Here is a 13,866-nt window from a genome sequence, read left to right on the forward strand (position 1 = left end):
TTCCTGCATTGCCTAAGCCGGATCGCTGCGCAAGAAGGGGGACAATGGCGGACAGTTCCGATTTGGCGGAGGCCGAACCCGAGGCCGAGACGAAAACGCGCACTTCGCGCCGTCGCACGGTTGTGCGCGCCGCGCTCGCAAGTGCGGGAATCCTGGCTGTCGCGCTGGGGACGGGCTGGGCCTTGCGCGAGCGAATCGCCGATAGCCTTATCGACCGCGAACTGGCCTCGCTCGGCCTTCCGGCCCGCTATCATGTCGAATCGATCGAACTGGGGCGTGAAGTCCTGTCGGGTATCTCGATCGGGGATCCCCGACACCCAGACCTCACCATCGAACGGGCGGAAGTCGCCTTGCGCTATGGGTTCTCCGGCCCCCGGATCGACCGGATCACGCTGGTGCGGCCGCGTCTGTTCGGTGCCTTGCGCGACGGTCACCTGGGTTTCGGCTCGCTCGACCGGGTGATCTATGCGCCCTCGTCGGGGAAGCCCGCGACTTTGCCCGACTGGTCGGTGACGCTCGTCGATGGGCGTGGCCGTATCGACAGCCCCTGGGGCCCGCTGGCGTTTTCTGCTGATGGGGCCGGTCGCTTGTCCGACGGCTTTTCGGGGACGCTCGGCGCGGTGGTTCCATCCGTCAATGCGGGACGCTGTACGCTTGCCCGCACCACGCTTTATGCCGCCGTCGCCGTCCATGGCGGACACCCCCTTGTTCAAGGGCCGTTGCGATTCGGGGCAGGGCATTGCGGCGACACCACGTTCGCTGCGGGCAAAGTCGATTTCACGGCCAGCAGCGACCGCACGTTTTCCGACTGGTCCTTTGGCGGCAAACTCGGTGCGGGTCGGATTGCAAACGGGGACGCGTTCGCGCTTGCCGGGCTCGGTGGCGACATCGGCTTGCGCTGGAGCAAGGGCCGGAACGAGCTTGCCGGGCGCGTGACGCTTGCCGCGCGTGGAGTGGCCGCCCCTTCGTTCCGAATGGACAGTCTCCGCCTCGACGGGTTGGTTCATGCCCGCAACGGGTATTCCTCGCTCGATTTCCGGGGCGATCTCGACGGACGCGGGCTCGTGCATGGCGCCACAGTCGCCGCCGCCCTCGAAAAGGCGCGTCTCTCGACCGAAGGGACGCCGGTCGGACCGCTGGTCGCCCGGTTCGGCAGTGCCCTTGCCCTTGAGGAAAAAGGCAGTCGCCTGACCGGCAGTGTGAGCGTCCGGCAGGATGCCGCCGGGTGGCGGGTGGTTGTGCCTTCGCTCGAACTGCGCGGCGGGCACAGCGGGCAGTCGCTCGCGGTCGTCTCGCGCCTCGCCGTCGATGGGCAGGACGGCCACATCCCGCACATGGTCGGCAATTTCATGACCGGTGGGCAGGACTTGCCGCGAATCACCGGGACGATGGCCTCGGGTTCGCTGGCGTCGGGCAAGGACGGCGGCGCGCGGTTCCGGCTGACCATGGCCGATTATGCAGCAGGCGGGGCCCGTCTCGCGCTGCCCGGCCTTTCGGTGGCGCAGGCGGGCGACGGATCGCTGGGCTTTGCCGGTACGGTCGCCATGAGCGGGCCGATTTCTGGCGGACGAGTCGAAAATCTGGTCCTTCCGGTCGAAGGGGGGCTGGATGGCGACGGCCATCTCGCCTTGCTCCGCCGCTGCGTCATGCCCCGCTTCGACCGCATGCAGGTCGGAACGCTCGATTTGGGCCGCTCGACGATCACCTTGTGTCCGACGAATGGGGCAGTGGTGCGGGCCGGGGGCGGGGCCGCGCCGACGATTGCCGCGACGCTGCCCCGGCTCGATCTTGCCGGACGCAACGGCGGGGCGCCGTTCGAACTTCATGCGGGGGCAGGGCGAATCGCCTGGCCTGGCACCAGCACGCTTGCTGGTCTCGATCTCGCACTGGGACGTGGAGAGGATGCCAATCGCCTGCGTCTTGGCACTTTGACTGCGACGAGCGCGGGGCAGGGCGGCGGTTTCGAAGGCAGTTTCGCCGGGGCCGACGCGCGTCTTGCCGTGGTGCCGATGACGATGAGTGAAATGGCCGGTGGCTGGCATTTTGCGGACGGCAAGCTGGCCCTCTCGTCTGTCGCTTTCAAGCTGTCCGACCGGCAGTCCCCGGCGCGATATGCCCCGCTTGCCGGGCGCGATGGCTCGCTCATGCTTGCCGACGGGGCGGTTCATGCCGATGCGCATCTGATCGCGCCGAAAAACGGCGCGGAAGTCGGGCGGGTGGTCTTGCGCCACGATCTCGCCTCGGCTGTCGGCCATGCCGATTTCACGGTGCCGGGGCTGACCTTCGTCGACGGGGGCAAGGACGCCAAGGGGCCGACCTTGCAGCCCAGCGACCTCAGCGACATGGCCAAGGGCGTGATCGCCAATGCGGACGGTACGATCAAGGGCAATGGCCGGATCGACTGGACAGCCAAGGGCGTCACCGCCACCGGCGCGTTCGGCAGCGACGATCTCGATTTCGCGGCGGCATTCGGTCCGGTGAAGGGGCTGTCGGGCACGATGGTGTTCACCGATCTGGTCCATCTCGTGACCGCGCCCCATCAGGTGTTCAAGGTGGCGAGCGTCAATCCGGGTATCGAGGTCGATAACGGCACCGTCGACCTGCAATTGCTCGCGGGGCAGGTCGTACGGCTCAACGGGGCGCAATGGCCGTTCGAGGGCGGCACTCTGAAACTCGAGCCGGTCGATCTCAACATGGCCGTCGCCGAACCGCGTCACTACAATCTGGTGATCACCGCGCTCGACGCCGGCCGGTTTCTTCAGCACATGAACATGTCGAACATTTCGGCGACGGGCACGTTCGACGGACGCCTGCCGCTGGTTTTCGACGCCAACGGGGGCCGGATCACCGGTGGCACGCTCGTCTCGCGGCCCCCGGGCGGCAATGTTTCGTATGTGGGGGCTTTAACGTACAAGGATCTGACGACGATGGCGAATTATGCGTTCCGCATGCTTCGCTCGATCGATTATACAGCCATGAACATCGGGATGCAGGGCGACCTCTCGGGCGAGGTCGTCACGCGCGTCTCGTTCAGCGGCGTCAAGCAGGGGGCAAAGGCGGAGCGCAATTTCCTGACGCGCCAGCTTGGCGCCCTGCCGATCCGTTTCGACGTCAATATCCGCGCCCAGTTCTATCAGCTCATCAATTCGCTGCGCTCGCTCTATGACCCGACCATGGTGCGCGATCCGCGTGAACTGGGGCTGGTCGATCAGACGGGCCACGTCATTCAACGCCGGGCGGCGGCATCGACCCGCCCGGTCCAGCCGGCTTCGCTTTCCCGGACGACAACCTCCGATGAAGGCGCCATTCAGACCCAAGCAAGCGGAACCATGCCATGAACATGCGGGACTTGACCCCCCGGGAATTGCCTTCCCGCGAATTGACCCTTTCTCCCGCTGCGGTAACGATGTCGGTGCGAAAGGGAGGCGGCATGATGGATGCGGTGACCGGTGTGGTCGGGACAAGGATGGTCGAGGCAGGGGCGTATGGTCGAACAGGCCGTTCGCTCCGGCGGAAAGTGGCCCTTGTGGCCGGGCTTTCCCTGTCGGTCGGGCTGTCGGGGTGCATTTCGGTCAAGGCGCCGGAAAAGCCGATCGTGATTGAGCTCAATATCAATATCAAACAGGAAGTGGTCTACCGCCTGGCTGGCGACGCTGCCCAGACGATCGACAAGAACGCGGAGATTTTCTGACCATGCTGCGCAAGATCGCCGTTCTTCATCTCGCCGCTGCGGCCGCTGTCCTGGCTCCGGCCCTGCTGGCTCCCGTTCCCGCCTCTGCGCAGGCGCGCGATCCGCTTTACTCGGCCGCCCGTGCAAAGGGCGAAGTGGGTGAACAGGTCAACGGATACCTCGGTTTCGTCACGCCGCCTGCGCCCGAACTGCGCAAGGTGATCGAGGACATCAACATCAAGCGTCGTGCGGTCTATGCCGACAAGGCCAAGGCCAACAACGCGACGATCGAGGAATACGCGCTGACCTCGGGGTGCCTGCTCATCAGTCATACCAGCGCGGGGGAAAAATATCAGGCCCCGGACGGATCGTGGCAGACGCGGGGGGCAAATCCCCCGATGCGGGACCCCCGCTGCCCCTGATCAGGAGCATTTCCGATACTCGAGCAAGGGCCCTTCGGGGCCCTTTTTGCGCATATCCGGTGCATACGAATCGCCAACGCAATTCCGCCAGTCCCGGCCTTGGGACAGCGCCTGTCACAAATGCGGGGGCGCCGACATCCGTAGCGGTTGACTCAAAAGTTACCCCCGCTTAAGGGGCAGGCGCTCTCGGCGGACATGTGTCGGTCGTGCATTGCTCCGCAAGGGGGTCTGGACCGGCTCGGGTCAGGCGAATTGGGGAGGCAAGGCATGAACGAAGACAAGTCCGACTTGGCACCCGGTGGCGAGGATGCAGGTTCCCTATCGCTCGAGGCGCGGCTGAAGGCAGCCCGCGAGCGCGAGGAGAAACTGTTCTCGTCAAAGGTTGCAGGCGGCGGTGTCGACGCGAACTATCGCGCAGGCAACCGGGTGCTTGCCGACCTTCTGGGTGGCATAGCCGGGGGGCTGTTTCTCGGCTGGGTCATTGACCAGTTTGCCGGGACGCGGCCGTGGGGACTGTTAGTGATGTTGTTCTTCGGGATTTTCGTCGCTTTCAGGAACATCGTTCGTAATTCGGGTCAGGGCGGGGGCTGATCGCCAGGCGATCGCGCGTGTCATGGCTCGGGGTGCGGGCTTCAACCGATTTCTTTAAAGACAGCAAGCAGGGACATCAGCGTGGCAGCCGAAGCGAAGGTCGATCCGATGCACCAGTTCGCCATCGAACCGCTGTTCGGTTCGGGTAACTGGGCGATTGCCGGGCATAACGTTGCTTTCACCAACAGTGCGCTGTGGATGGCGATTGCCACTCTCGCGCTGGTCGTTTTCGTCGGCGGCGGTTTGAAGCGGGAAACCGTTCCCGGTCGCTGGCAGATGGCGGTGGAAAGCTTCACTGGCTTTATCGACAACATGCTGGCCACCAACGTCGGTCCGGCAGGCAAGAAGTATGTTCCGTACATCTTCTCGCTGTTCATGTTCATTCTGTTCGCCAATTTCCTCGGCCTGATGCCGCTGGGCGTTTTTGGGGTTCATCCCTTCACGTTTACCAGCCACTTCTCAGCCACTGGCGTTCTTTCGGTGTTGTCGTTTTCGATCGTGCTGATCGTCGGCTTCGCCAAGCACAAGCTGCACTTCTTCTCGCTGTTCGTGCCGCACGGTACGCCCGCGGCGATGGCTCCCGCGATTTTCGTGGTAGAGCTGATCTCGTTCCTGGTGCGTCCGTTCTCGCTTGGTCTGCGACTGTTCGTCGCGATGATGGCCGGCCACGTTCTTCTTGAAGTGCTTTCGAGCTTCGTCATCAGCGGCGGCAATGCCGGTCCGATCCTGTTCGCCGTCGCCGGTCTGCCCAGCTTCGTGCTGATGGTCGGGATCTGTGCGCTCGAAATGCTCGTCTGCGGCATTCAGGCTTACGTCTTCGCGCTGTTGACCTGCGTCTATCTGAACGACGCGGAAAACCTTCACTGATTGTTCTCATCCAGTTTACCAAAGGGAGTTTTTGAAATGGACGCAGAAGCTGCAAAGCTGCTCGGTGCTGGCCTCGCTGCTATCGGTGCGGGTCTCGCCTCGATCGGCGTGGGCAACGTCTTCGCCAAGTTCCTTGAAGGCGCGCTGCGCAACCCGGGTGCTGCCGACGGCCAGCAGGGCCGCCTCTTCATCGGCTTCGCCGGTGCGGAACTTCTCGGTCTGCTTTCGTTCGTTATCGCTGCGCTGCTGATCTTCAAGTAAGTTTGCCGCGATTTCGGGAAGGGGCGCACCCCGTACGGCGAACTCCCGCCGCACAGGCGCCCCAGACCCGGAGCTAACCTGACTCACTCCATCGCCGGGGTGTTCCGGGGGCAAACGAAGATTTGTCAGAAATACGCGACGAAGGGCGCGCAAAATGCCTCAGATCAGCCAGTTAGCCGACACCTATTTCAGCCAGATCTTCTGGATGCTGGTGTTTTTCGGCCTGACTTTCTTCATCGTCGGCCGGGGTATGGTGCCCAAGGTCATGGCGACGATGGCCGACCGCAACAAGCGGATTGGCGATGACCTCGGTGCTGCCGAGGCCGCTCGCGCCGCCGCAGAGGCCGAGGAAGCCGCGTGGCTTGAAACCGAGGCGAAGCAGCGTGCCAGTGCGCATGAACTGATCGCCGCTGCCAAGCACCAGGCCGCACAGGCGACGCATGACAGCCTCGCCATCGCGACTGCGCGCATCGATGCGGACGTGTCCGCAGCCGAAGCCCGCATTGCCGAAGCACGCGCTGCCGCGCTCGGCGAAATCGAGTTGGTTGCCGCCGATGCCGCGCAGGAAATCGCGCTTCGCGTCGCCGGCCTGACGATCAGCGCCGACGATGCCCGTGGCGCCGTGAAGGGAACCTTTGTCCATGGCTGAGCTGCCCGAAGCCGCCGAACCGCTGCTGTTCGGGGCGGTCCCGCCCATGGCGATCGTCAGTGCGTCGATGCTCGTGCTGATCGCCATCATGATTTGGAAGAAAGTGCCGTCGCTGATCACCGGCGGGCTCGACAAGCAGATCGTGGCGATCCGCGAACAGCTTGACGAAGCCAAGGCACTTCGCGCCGAAGCGGAAAAGATGCGTGCCGACTATGCCGCGCGCATCTCGAACGCGGAAAAGGACGCTGAAGCGATGCTTGCTCACGCACGTCGCGAAGCGGAACTGATCATCAGCCGTGCCACCAGCGAAACGGCAGAAGTGATCGCTCGTCGCGAAAAGATGGCAGGCGAAAAGATCGCTGCCGCCGAACACGCGGCGGTCGAGGATCTTCGGAAGCGTGCGGTTTCGGCGGCTGCTGCTGCTGCCGGTCAGCTGATTGCAGCGCGTCACGGTCTCGATGCCGATCGCGCCATGATCAACGGTACGATTGCCAACCTGGTCAACTGACCGGCTTGGCCTTCGGGCTGGATGTTCCTTCGGGAACGCACATAAAAAAGGCCCTGCCGGAAACGGTGGGGCCTTTTTTATGTGTCCAAAGGAGCCTCGAGGTTCTCAGAGGCGGCGGTGCATGACCAGAGCGTCCACAGGGCCCTTGTGGGGATGGATGAAGGCATCCGGTACGCGGGCGAGGGTGGCGAAGCCGAGCTCCTCCCACAGCGCGATGGCGCGGGTGTTGCTGGCAATCACGAAATTGAATTGCATGGCCGAAAATCCGGCATGGCGGGCCTCGTCGAGGGAATGGCGGGCCATGGTGCGGCCGACGCCTTTGCCGTGGGTGCCTGAGGCGACCATGTAGCCGCAATTAGCGACGTGGGCGCCACCACCAGCCTGATTTGCACGCAGGTAATAGGTGCCGACGATCTCGCCCTCGGCGGTGCAGGCGACCCAGGTCGATCGGTCCGCTCCCAGCCAGTAGGAAAGGGTATCCTCGCGGCTCATGGCTGGGTCCAGGGCGTAGGTCTCTCCGGCACGGATCACCGGTTCCAGGATCGCCCAGATCGCTTCCTCGTCTGCGGCAACGGCCTTGCGGATGCCAAGCGTCATGAAATCTTCCCGTCTTTCAGGGCAGAGAGTCGAAAAGGCGTGGTCCCGGTCAGGCGCGGGTCGAGCCTCGCACGACAAGGCGGACCGGAACGCGGCGTGAGGATGGCTCCTGCCCCCCGATCATCGCGATCAGCCGATCGACGAGAAGGGATCCTGCGACTTCGAAGTCGGATTCGACGGTCGTCAGTGGAGGAATTGACCAGGCGCCTGCCCGGACGCCGTCGAAGCCGACGACCCCGACATCCTCGGGAACGCGAAACCCACGGCTCGTCAGTTCCTTGAGCGCACCCAGGGCGATCTCGTCGCTCACTCCAAAGATTCCGTCGAAGGGGCGGCCGCTCTCGATCAGCGCGGCGGCGGCGCGGCGACCCTGTTCTTCACGGGGAAGGCCCCGCTCGATGCGCTGGAGGAAGGGTTCGAGACCTGCGTCCTGCATGGCGGCGGCGTAGCCGTCGAACCGTTCCTTGAACTGGCGCTGGGGTGAGGTTTCCGAGCCGATGCAGACGATCGAGCGATAGCCGCGCACGAGCATGTGGCGGGTCGCCAGCATCGCTCCGGCCTGATTGTCGCTGCGGACCCAGGGGAATTCCTCGCTCGGCGCTCCCCAGCAGACCCAGTTGGTTCCTTCTGGCAACTTGCCGAAGTAGTCCCACGCGGCGGTGTTCTCGCTGGTGCCGATGACGACCATGCCGTCGGCCTTGCGCCGTTCCTGATAGTGGCCCCAGAAGTTCTCCGGGCTGTCCTGGAACGCGACGAGCACTTCATAGCCGCGCGCGGACGCCGCTGCGCAGGTACTGCCCAGGAGGGCGAAATAGAACGGGTTGAGATCCTTGCGGTCCTGACCGGGGCGGCAGATCATGACGAGCGCCAGCGTGCCCGTGCGGCCGCGCCGCAGGCGGGCGGCATTCTCGTCGACCTGGTAGTTCAATCGCGCGGCGGCTTCGATCACGCGCTTGCGCGTCGGCTCGCTGATCGAGGTATCGCCGGCAAGGGCGCGACTGACCGTCGACTGGCTGACGCCGGCCGCTTCTGCCACGTCGAACGATGTAACCCGGTGAGGGCGCTTGTCAGGCATGGTCGTCTCGTGTCCGTGGTTTCAGCGATAAGTGTCTTTGGCAGCCCGCAGGGCGGCGAATGTCGCGACGGCGTCGCCTCCGCCCCAACGGGCCTGCATCGCGGGATCGTCGGCCCGCAGGAACGGGTTGGTCGCGATTTCGCGGGCCATGATGGTCGGAACGGTCGCTTCGCCGTTTGCGCGCCGGGCTTCGACTTCGGCGGCATAGCTTTGAAGGGCGGCGTTGTCTGGATCGGCATGGACGGCAAAGCGGGCGTTGGACGCGGTATATTCGTGTGCGCAATAGACCAGCGTATTGCCCGGGAGGGCCTTGAGCCGGGAAAGGCTGGCCCAGAATTGCGCCGGGGTTCCCTCGAACATGCGGCCGCAGCCAAGCGCGAACAGGCTGTCGCCGACAAAGACCATGGCTGCGTCCGGGATGTGATAGGCGACGTGGCCGAGCGTGTGGCCGCCGACGTCGATCACGGTGGCTTCGAATGCGCCCAGCGTCACGGTATCGCCCTGTTCGACCGTGCGGTCGACGCCTGCGATCCGGGGTGCGTCGCCTTCGGGTGCCGTGATCAGGCAGCCGGTCTGGGCCTTGATCGCTTCGTTTCCGCCCGCATGATCGGGATGCCAGTGCGTGTTCCAGATCTGGGTGATGCGCCAGCCCCGGCTTTCGGCGGCGGCAAGGTAGGCATCGGCGTCCGGCGTATCGATCGCGACGGTTTCCCCGCTTTCCGGATCATGGACGAGATAGCCGTAGTTGTCGGCAAGGCAGGGGAACTGATGGACGATGAGCGACATGGTTGATTGTTGGTTTCCGCGTTGAAGCGCGGCGACCCTAGCCTAGTGTTTCGGACAAAGCAAAAGCCCGCCGGACAAGGTCCGACGGGCTTTTGTCTCGGGACTGGAGCGAAGGGAAAAGTCGGCCGGGCCGGTGCCTTTCCCTTCGTCTGTCCGGATTAGGAGCGAGCCTTGAGGGCCGCGCCGAGGATGTCGCCCAGCGAAGCGCCGGCATCCGACGAACCGTACTGTTCGACGGCTTCCTTTTCTTCGGCCAGCTGGCGAGCCTTGACCGAGAAGGTCGGCTTCTTCGAGCGGTCGAAACCGGTGACCATCGCGTCGAGCTTCTGGCCGACCTGGAAGCGGTCGGGGCGCTGTTCGTCGCGGTCGCGGCCGAGGTCGCTGCGCTTGATGAAGCCGGTCGCGCCATCGTCGCCGGCCTGAACTTCGAGGCCGCCGTCGCGGACTTCGAGAACGGTGACGGTGACGACTTCACCACGACGCAGGCTGCTCGACGAAGTGGTGCCGCCGGCTGCCGGGGCGCCCTTTTCAAGCTGCTTCATGCCGAGGCTGATGCGTTCCTTGTCGACATCGACGTCGAGAACGACAGCCTGGACGTGTTCGCCCTTGCGGTGCAGCGCAAGCGCGTCTTCGCCCGAGATGCCCCAAGCGATGTCCGACATGTGAACCATGCCGTCCACGTCGCCGTCGAGGCCGATGAACAGGCCGAATTCGGTCGCGTTCTTGACTTCGCCTTCGACAACCGAGCCGACCGGGTGACGTTCGGCGAACGCTTCCCAGGGGTTCTGCTGTGCCTGCTTGAGCCCGAGGCTGATGCGGCGCTTGTCGCTGTCGACTTCGAGGACGACGACTTCGACTTCCTGGCTGGTCGAAACGATCTTGCCGGGGTGAACGTTCTTCTTGGTCCAGCTCATTTCCGAAACGTGGACCAGACCTTCGATGCCGGCTTCGAGTTCGACGAAGGCACCGTATTCGGTGATGTTGGTCACCGTGCCGGTGAGCTTGGCGCCGACCGGGTACTTGGCGGCAACGCCTTCCCACGGATCGCTTTCAAGCTGCTTCATGCCGAGGCTGATGCGCTGCGTGTCCTGGTTGATGCGGATGATCTGGACGCGCACGGTGTCGCCGATGGCGATCACTTCCGACGGGTGGTTGACGCGCTTGTAGCTCATGTCGGTGACATGGAGCAGGCCGTCGATGCCGCCGAGGTCCACGAACGCACCGTAGTCGGTGATGTTCTTGACCACGCCGTCGATGATCTGGCCTTCCTTGAGGTTCTGGATGAGGCCCGAGCGCTGTTCGGCGCGGGTTTCTTCCAGCACCGCGCGGCGCGAGACGACGATGTTGCCGCGACGACGATCCATCTTCAGGATCTGGAACGGCTGCGGGATGTCCATCAGCGGCTGCACGTCGCGAACCGGACGGATGTCGACCTGCGAACCGGGCAGGAAGGCCACGGCGCCGTCGAGGTCGACGGTGAAGCCACCCTTCACGCGGCCGAAGATCACGCCTTCGACTCGCTTGCCTTCGCCGAATTCGGATTCGAGCTTGTCCCAGGCGGCTTCGCGGCGGGCGCGGTCGCGGCTGAGCATGGCTTCGCCGTCGGCGTTTTCGACGCGGTCGACGTAAACTTCGACTTCATCGCCGACCTTGAGGCCGTGCGGCTGACCCGGAGGAGCGAATTCGCGCAGCGGAACGCGGCCTTCGCTCTTCAGGCCGACGTCGATGACGGCCTTGTCGTTTTCGATGGCGGTGACGGTGCCCTTGACGACGCGGCCTTCAAAGCCGCCATTGGCGGCCTGGCCCAGCGTTTCGTCGAGCAGCGCGGCGAAATCGTCGCGCGTGGGAGTGGACGACATTGCAAAAAGTCCTGTCTTGGTCGTTTTTCCGGCCAGGCGGTTGTCTCCGCCGGTCTTTCGTCCGCGCTTGCCTTTTTCCGATCGAGTGAAAGGGGCGGGTGAACACGGGGTAAAAGGGCCGAACCACCCGCAAGGCCGGATGCCGTGGCGGGTATCCCGCGGGCATGGGCGGTTTTGCATTCCGCCAAGACCTCTGGAACGGCCCGGCCCCTAGTCCAAGGCGAACAAAAAGGCAAGGGATTGTGCCTCGCTCGCGTGTCAATCGGTGCATTTGCCGATGCCGGTTTTGCAACTTACCGATTGTCCTGGATCAAGGTTGCGGGATAACATCGCATCTAATCCGCGATCAGTGAATTTGTACCGTTCGACGAATTTGTACCATTGACTGGCACCGCATAAACGTACGGGAGATCCCATCATGACCGCCAACAAGACGCTTGCCGATCTCGCTCAGGTAACCGAAATGAAGACCCGCGACGACGTGGTTCTGTCGGTTCGCCCTGCTTACGCCGAAGATACGGCGGCCTTGGAAGCCTTTTTCGATGCAGTCAGTGATGATGATCGCCGTTTCCGCTTTCTGACGGCAGTCCGCCATGTCGGCACCGACCAGATCACGCCGCTCACCCATGTCGACCACTGGCGCACCGAAAGCTTCGTCGCTTTCGATCAGGCGACCGGAGAACTCGTCGCGTCGGCCATGCTGGCTTGCGATGCGCGCATGGATACCGGTGAAATCGCCGTCTCGATCCGTCGCGATTATCGCGGACGCGGTCTTGGCTGGACCCTGCTCGACCTTCTTGCCAGCGAAGCCAAGCGTCGCGGGCTCAAGCGCGTGATCTCGATCGAGGATCGCGACAATCACGCCGCGATCGAACTTGAACGTGAAAAGGGTTTCGATGCTCACGGCGTCGATGGCGACCCGCACCTCATCATGCTCGAAAAGCGTTTCGTCGACTAAGGATCCGGCCACGCGCCGAACAGGACGCCGGCATCTTTCACGATCCGGTAAGGCGGTCATGGCGGGAAGGCGCCATGGCCGCCTTTTTTGTCTCAGGGCAGGCTGGCGAGAAGTTCGCGCGCGAACGTGGAGAGGGTGTCGTCGCGGGCGCCCATGATGACGATGCGATCGCCGGGGCGGGCCAGGGCGCGGATGGCGTCGGCGGCCTGGGCGCGGGTGGGGATGTGGCGGGCCTTGCCGCCGTCGGCTGTGATGAGGTCGACGATGCGTTCGCTGCCGACAGAGCGGTCGACGGTGCCGCCGAAATAGACCGGTTCGGTCAGGATGGTTTCGTCGCCTGCGTCGAGGCGGGTGGCAAAGACTTCTGCAAGTTCGGTGCCCATCTGGCGCAAGGGGCCATAGCCGTGAGGCTGGAACAGGGCGATCACGCGGCCCGGATGTGCCTTGAGTGTGGTGAGTGTGGCGGCGACCTTTTCCGGGTTGTGGCCGAAGTCATCGATTACGGTGATGCCCGACGGCGTGGTGCCGACAATGTCGAAACGCCGGGCGAGACCGGCAAAGCTTTCGAGCGCGGCGACGGCCTGAGCCAAGGGGACGCCCGAGAGATCGCAAGCCGCCAGCGCGGCGAGCGCATTGGCAAGGTTGTGGCGACCGGGTTGGGGCAGGGTAAAGGCGTGGGTTTCTCCGCTGCGGCGATCGATCACGGTGGCGGCGATCGTGGTCGGGCCTTGCCGGATCGAAGTCGGATCGACGCTGATCTGGGCTGTCTCTCCGAAACCGAAGGTCAGCGCGCAGCGCGCGCGGGGGGCAAGCGCCATGCTTTCCGGGTCGTCGGCATTGATTGCCGCCGCCTGTGCCCGGGCGAGGAAATCGCCAAAAAGCACACGCAGTTCTTCGAGACTCTTGTGATCGAGGCTGACATTGTTGAGCACGGCAATCGCGGGGCGATAGAGCGCGATCGATCCGTCGCTTTCGTCGACTTCGGCCACGAAATCCGTGCCCGTACCAACCCGGGCGGATGCGAACGGGGCTTCGGGAGCGACGAAGTTCTTCATCACCGCGCCGTTCATGATCGTGGGATCGCGGCCTGCAACGGTCAGGATCCATCCGATCATGCCGGTGACGGTCGATTTGCCGCTGGTCCCGCCCACGGCAATCGGGTGTGCGGCGCGATTGAAGAGGGCCGCGAGCAGGTCCGCCCGGCTGAGGCGCGGGCAACCGAGCGTACGGGCGGCCACTACTTCGGGAACGGTGTCCTCGATGGCGGCCGACGCGACAAGAACCTGTGTCGGCGACGTGATGCCGCTGCCGTCTTGCGGGTGCAGCGCAAATCCGAGGCTTTCGAGCCATGCGAACTTTTCCGGCGTGCGTCCCTGATCGCGGCTGCGGTCCGAGCCCGCGACCGATGCGCCGAGGCCCCGGAGAATGAGGGCGAGCGGCAACATGCCCGATCCGCCGATTCCGCAGAAGAACCATGCGTGGTCGGAAGGAGCGGCGGCGATGGCGTCGGCGTTGCGGGGTGCGGCAGTGTCGGTCATGGCGCAGCCGTTCCTACAGCAAACCGGTCGGCAGTCCAGTTGCGCGGCATCGGCCGGACCTCGCGCGGCCCCTTGCGGCGAGGCG

At 64.3% G+C, this 13,866-nt stretch carries 14 protein-coding genes; 9 read left to right on the top strand and 5 right to left on the bottom strand.

Going from position 1 to position 13,866, the window contains the following annotated elements; genetic code table 11:
- The first annotated feature begins 44 nt into the window (after positions 1-44).
- The 8 genes from Y88_RS01285 to Y88_RS01320 all read left to right on the top strand — a co-directional run bounded on the left by Y88_RS01285 (position 45) and on the right by Y88_RS01320 (position 6,968).
- Positions 45-3,338: a YdbH domain-containing protein gene (locus Y88_RS01285; protein WP_008065455.1), complete on the top strand. Its 3,294-nt coding sequence runs from the start codon at positions 45-47 to the stop codon at positions 3,336-3,338.
- Positions 3,335-3,691: a YnbE family lipoprotein gene (locus tag Y88_RS01290; protein WP_018075279.1), complete on the top strand. Its 357-nt coding sequence runs from the start codon at positions 3,335-3,337 to the stop codon at positions 3,689-3,691. Before Y88_RS01285 ends, Y88_RS01290 begins: the two co-directional genes overlap by 4 nt.
- A 2-nt stretch (positions 3,692-3,693) precedes the next feature.
- Positions 3,694-4,092, top strand: coding sequence for a YdbL family protein (locus Y88_RS01295; protein WP_008065458.1), 399 nt, complete (start codon positions 3,694-3,696; stop codon positions 4,090-4,092).
- Between the two features lie 267 nt (positions 4,093-4,359).
- The gene (locus Y88_RS01300) at positions 4,360-4,683 is read left to right on the top strand and encodes an AtpZ/AtpI family protein (protein ID WP_008065460.1); all 324 of its coding nucleotides are present in this window, start codon (positions 4,360-4,362) and stop codon (positions 4,681-4,683) included.
- 81 nt (positions 4,684-4,764) lie between these two features.
- Positions 4,765-5,550 (top strand): F0F1 ATP synthase subunit A, encoded by a 786-nt coding sequence (locus tag Y88_RS01305; protein WP_008065462.1) that lies wholly within the window; start codon positions 4,765-4,767, stop codon positions 5,548-5,550.
- A gap of 36 nt (positions 5,551-5,586) precedes the next feature.
- Complete coding sequence (locus Y88_RS01310) at positions 5,587-5,811, top strand: F0F1 ATP synthase subunit C (protein ID WP_008065464.1); 225 nt, start codon at positions 5,587-5,589, stop codon at positions 5,809-5,811.
- Positions 5,812-5,965: 154 nt separating this feature from the next.
- On the top strand, positions 5,966-6,460 hold the full coding sequence (locus tag Y88_RS01315; RefSeq protein WP_008065471.1) for a F0F1 ATP synthase subunit B family protein: 495 nt from the start codon (positions 5,966-5,968) through the stop codon (positions 6,458-6,460).
- On the top strand, positions 6,453-6,968 hold the full coding sequence (locus Y88_RS01320) for a F0F1 ATP synthase subunit B family protein (protein ID WP_008065472.1): 516 nt from the start codon (positions 6,453-6,455) through the stop codon (positions 6,966-6,968). Before Y88_RS01315 ends, Y88_RS01320 begins: the two co-directional genes overlap by 8 nt.
- Positions 6,969-7,073: 105 nt before the next feature.
- Here the strand turns inward: Y88_RS01320 and Y88_RS01325 are convergent, their stop codons facing one another.
- The 4 genes from Y88_RS01325 to rpsA all read right to left on the bottom strand — a co-directional run bounded on the left by Y88_RS01325 (position 7,074) and on the right by rpsA (position 11,285).
- Positions 7,074-7,565, bottom strand: a complete 492-nt coding sequence (locus Y88_RS01325; RefSeq protein ID WP_008065474.1) for a GNAT family N-acetyltransferase — start codon at positions 7,563-7,565, stop codon at positions 7,074-7,076.
- Positions 7,566-7,614: 49 nt separating this feature from the next.
- Positions 7,615-8,640 (bottom strand): LacI family DNA-binding transcriptional regulator, encoded by a 1,026-nt coding sequence (locus Y88_RS01330; protein ID WP_232280873.1) that lies wholly within the window; start codon positions 8,638-8,640, stop codon positions 7,615-7,617.
- A gap of 21 nt (positions 8,641-8,661) precedes the next feature.
- Entirely contained in the window at positions 8,662-9,426 is a 765-nt protein-coding gene (gene gloB, locus Y88_RS01335; RefSeq protein ID WP_008065479.1) for a hydroxyacylglutathione hydrolase, read from the bottom strand.
- A gap of 158 nt (positions 9,427-9,584) precedes the next feature.
- The gene (rpsA, locus tag Y88_RS01340; RefSeq protein ID WP_008065481.1) at positions 9,585-11,285 is read right to left on the bottom strand and encodes a 30S ribosomal protein S1; all 1,701 of its coding nucleotides are present in this window, start codon (positions 11,283-11,285) and stop codon (positions 9,585-9,587) included.
- Between the two features lie 418 nt (positions 11,286-11,703).
- Between rpsA and Y88_RS01345 the strand changes: the two genes are divergently transcribed.
- On the top strand, positions 11,704-12,243 hold the full coding sequence (locus Y88_RS01345; RefSeq protein WP_008065483.1) for a GNAT family N-acetyltransferase: 540 nt from the start codon (positions 11,704-11,706) through the stop codon (positions 12,241-12,243).
- A gap of 92 nt (positions 12,244-12,335) precedes the next feature.
- On the opposite strand, the gene Y88_RS01350 is transcribed toward Y88_RS01345, so the two are convergent.
- Positions 12,336-13,781 (bottom strand): glutamate ligase domain-containing protein, encoded by a 1,446-nt coding sequence (locus Y88_RS01350; protein WP_008065485.1) that lies wholly within the window; start codon positions 13,779-13,781, stop codon positions 12,336-12,338.
- Between the last annotated feature and the right edge of the window lie 85 nt (positions 13,782-13,866).

Source organism: Novosphingobium nitrogenifigens DSM 19370 (assembly GCF_000192575.1).
Lineage (GTDB): Bacteria > Pseudomonadota > Alphaproteobacteria > Sphingomonadales > Sphingomonadaceae > Novosphingobium > Novosphingobium nitrogenifigens.

What these genes read in the sequence shown, in the direction of transcription:
- gloB (WP_008065479.1), bottom strand. Translation starts at nt 9,426, where the DNA reads ATGTCGCTCATCGTCCATCAGTTCCCCTGCCTTGCCGACAACTACGGC.
- Y88_RS01300 (WP_008065460.1), top strand. Translation starts at nt 4,360, where the DNA reads ATGAACGAAGACAAGTCCGACTTGGCACCCGGTGGCGAGGATGCAGGT.
- Y88_RS01345 (WP_008065483.1), top strand. Translation starts at nt 11,704, where the DNA reads ATGACCGCCAACAAGACGCTTGCCGATCTCGCTCAGGTAACCGAAATG.
- Y88_RS01315 (WP_008065471.1), top strand. Translation starts at nt 5,966, where the DNA reads ATGCCTCAGATCAGCCAGTTAGCCGACACCTATTTCAGCCAGATCTTC.
- Y88_RS01325 (WP_008065474.1), bottom strand. Translation starts at nt 7,565, where the DNA reads ATGACGCTTGGCATCCGCAAGGCCGTTGCCGCAGACGAGGAAGCGATC.
- Y88_RS01290 (WP_018075279.1), top strand. Translation starts at nt 3,335, where the DNA reads ATGAACATGCGGGACTTGACCCCCCGGGAATTGCCTTCCCGCGAATTG.
- Y88_RS01285 (WP_008065455.1), top strand. Translation starts at nt 45, where the DNA reads ATGGCGGACAGTTCCGATTTGGCGGAGGCCGAACCCGAGGCCGAGACG.
- Y88_RS01320 (WP_008065472.1), top strand. Translation starts at nt 6,453, where the DNA reads ATGGCTGAGCTGCCCGAAGCCGCCGAACCGCTGCTGTTCGGGGCGGTC.
- Y88_RS01330 (WP_232280873.1), bottom strand. Translation starts at nt 8,640, where the DNA reads ATGCCTGACAAGCGCCCTCACCGGGTTACATCGTTCGACGTGGCAGAA.
- Y88_RS01295 (WP_008065458.1), top strand. Translation starts at nt 3,694, where the DNA reads ATGCTGCGCAAGATCGCCGTTCTTCATCTCGCCGCTGCGGCCGCTGTC.
- Y88_RS01310 (WP_008065464.1), top strand. Translation starts at nt 5,587, where the DNA reads ATGGACGCAGAAGCTGCAAAGCTGCTCGGTGCTGGCCTCGCTGCTATC.
- rpsA (WP_008065481.1), bottom strand. Translation starts at nt 11,285, where the DNA reads ATGTCGTCCACTCCCACGCGCGACGATTTCGCCGCGCTGCTCGACGAA.
- Y88_RS01350 (WP_008065485.1), bottom strand. Translation starts at nt 13,781, where the DNA reads ATGACCGACACTGCCGCACCCCGCAACGCCGACGCCATCGCCGCCGCT.